The 2,730-nt window shown below is 66.1% G+C and carries 3 protein-coding genes; 1 reads left to right on the top strand and 2 read right to left on the bottom strand.

Annotated features, from left to right (window positions below; genetic code table 11):
• Nucleotides 1–679 (bottom strand): substrate-binding domain-containing protein (locus tag QOD90_RS31160; protein WP_526356413.1); only part of this gene is annotated, 679 nt, incomplete at its 3' end.
• A 70-nt stretch (nt 680–749) separates the two neighbouring features.
• A complete protein-coding gene (locus QOD90_RS31155; protein WP_526356411.1) occupies nt 750–1,625 on the bottom strand; it encodes a sugar phosphate isomerase/epimerase family protein in 876 nt (291 codons plus the stop codon).
• 77 nt (nt 1,626–1,702) lie between these two features.
• Here QOD90_RS31155 and QOD90_RS31150 point away from each other — a divergent pair, with 77 nt between their 5' ends.
• Nucleotides 1,703–2,716: a LacI family DNA-binding transcriptional regulator gene (locus QOD90_RS31150; RefSeq protein ID WP_526356409.1), complete on the top strand. Its 1,014-nt coding sequence runs from the start codon at nt 1,703–1,705 to the stop codon at nt 2,714–2,716.
• Nucleotides 2,717–2,730: the final 14 nt, after the last annotated feature.

Below are 2,730 nucleotides of genomic sequence, written 5' to 3'. Positions count from 1 at the left end.
GGAACTTGCCCTTGAACGTGCTCTTCGCGCCGTCGCAGCGGGCGTCGAGACCGGTGTTCGTCTGCTCTTGCTTGGCGCAGAGCAGCACCTTGACACCAGCGGCGTTGAACTTCTCACCAGCGCCTGCGCCGGCCGTGAACTCGTCCTGGCCGATGTGGGTGAAGGCGCCGAAGTCCTTGTAGAGCGTCGAGCCGGAGTTGGTCGTGACGATCGGGAGACCAGCGTCGGCGGCAGCCTTGACGGCAGCCTTCACGGCTTCCGGATCGGCCAACGACACAGCGAGACCCTGAGCACCGTCGGCAACAGCCTGGTTGATCATGTCGGACTGCTTCGTTCCGCTGTTGTTGGACTCCTGGTAGTTCACCGTGATGCCGAGGTCCTTACCGGCCTGCAGTGCACCCTTCTTGAACACCGACCAGAACACGCCACCGTCACCATGGGTGACGACAGCAACCGTGACGGCTTGTCCGGCGGTCACGTCGACGGTGTCACCCGTGACGGTGGTTCCCGGAGCCGCTGTGGTAGCGGACGACGACGAGCCGGTGGTGGCGGGTGTGGTTGCGGCCGAGGACGCGGCGGGCGCGACCGAGGCTGTAGTGCCCTTCTTATCGCTGCCGCAGGCAGTCGCCACCAAGGCGAGTGCTGCTAGCGATGCGAAGACGTAGCGTGTCTTCTTCATGTGTTCTCTTTTCCCCCTCTAGGAGTGTTGATTGGCGCCGACGAAGTCGGCTGTTTTCCACTGCCTGGACTCAACCAGCCAGCGACCTGAGGTACTCGATGCTCTTGCGAACACCGTGCACCGGACCCTCGCCGAGCGGTGGTTCACCGTCGGTCAGGGCAACATCCTGTTCCAATACGTACCACCCGGCATAACCGGAGTGCTCGAGTGTTCGCACCGTATCAGCGATCGGCGCGTCGCCTGCACCCGCGGAGGGGAACAGACCGTGCTGGATGGCCCCCATCCAGTCGAACTCGCCGGCCCGGAACCGAGCCGCGATCTCGCGGTCGACATCTTTGACGTGCACGAGACCGACGCGGTCGCCGTGCTGCTCGGCGATGGCCACAGGATCGGCATCTCCGATGAAGAGGTGGCCCGTGTCGAGACAGAACAGCGAGGAGCTGTTCTCGAGGAACCGTTGGAACTCAGCGGCGGTTTCGATCAGCGTGTTGACGTGCGGATGGACGACCTGCGTGAGGCCGTACTCGGCGACGATCTTCTCGGTCTCGGCGAGACCCTCGAACAAGGCCGACCACTCGGTGTCGGACAGCGTGGGGCGATCCCATGACTCCATGCTGGAGATGACGGCGGCGACGAAGTAGCGGCCGCCCGCATCGGCCAACGTCTTGGCCGCGGCGTGCGCAGCCTGGACGGATCCGGGGTGGGCAGCGCCATGGTGCAGCACCAGAGGCACGAACCCGCCGAGGATGGTCATGCCGAAATGATCGAGAAGAGCACGCAACGCAGTGGTGTCGGCGGGCAGCCATCCGAGCGCACCGAGCTCGGTCGCAGTGATGCCCAACTCCGCCATCTCCGCAAGTACGCGGCTCGGAGGCATCTGCAGACCCCAACCGGGCACCTCGCAAATTCCCCACGAAATCGGTGCCGCGGCAATGCGGTCGATCATTCTGTCCCCTCGTCTCGATAGAGCGCTCCAACTGTAGACGTCTCAGCGACTGTGTCAAGTGCGTTAGCTTGACCGGGATGTCGAATGCGAGGCGGAGCAGCGCACCCACCTTGGAAGACGTCGCCCAGGCGGCAGGCGTGTCTCGGGCGCTGGTCTCGTTGGTCATGCGCGACTCCCCGCGCGTGAGCGCCGAGTCGCGAAGGCGCGTGAGCGCCGCGGCGGCCACCCTCGGATATCGCCCCAACCTGATGGCCCGCAACCTCGCGTCACGCAAGACGATGACGATCGGCGTGCTGCTCAACGATCTGCACAACCCATGGTTCGCCGAGGTCACCGACGGGATCCACGACGCCTCGGAGCGGCTCGGGTACCAACTCATCCTGGCCAGCGGTCGCCGCAGCCCGGCGCTGGAATCTCGAGCGCTCGACACGTTCCTGGCGTCGCGGGTCGACGGCATCATCGTGGCCGGTTGTCGAGTTCCCGCGGCGCGGCTCGACGCGGTCGGCGCCGAGGTCGCGGTCGTGTCGGTCGGACGTGTCCTCCCAAGGACGACCGTCGGATCGGTGACGACCGACGATGCGTTCGGTGCGCAGCTCGCCGTCCAGCACCTCTACGACCTGGGTCACCGACGGATCGCCCACATCGACGGTGGCAAGGGTGCCGGCGCCGCTCCGCGACGAAGCGGGTACGTGCGCACGATGCGCACGCTCGGCCTCGCTGGCGACGCCCAGCTCGTCCCAGGTGACTTCACCGAGGAGGCAGGCGCTCGCGGCGCCGAGCGTCTCCTGCGCAACGCCATGCTTCCCACCGCCATCTTCACGGCCAACGATCTCTCCGCAGTCGGCGCGGTGGACGTCGTCGAGCGCAGTGGTCTGGTCGTGCCCGATGACGTGTCGGTGGTCGGCTTCGACAACACATCGCTCGCCGCGTTGAACCACGTCGGCCTCACGACCATCCATCAGCCGCGCTGCGAGATGGGCCTGGCCGCGGCCACCATGCTGATCGACGCGATCAACGACCGAGGCGTGCTGACGGATGTGCTGATGTCGCCAACGCTGATCGTGCGACGCACGACCGCGCCCGCGCGCTAGCGACCCATTCAGGC

Source organism: Mycobacterium sp. (assembly GCF_032161845.1).
Taxonomy (GTDB): domain Bacteria; phylum Actinomycetota; class Actinomycetes; order Mycobacteriales; family Mycobacteriaceae; genus Mycobacterium.
This window is presented reverse-complemented; position numbering and strand designations above follow the sequence as displayed.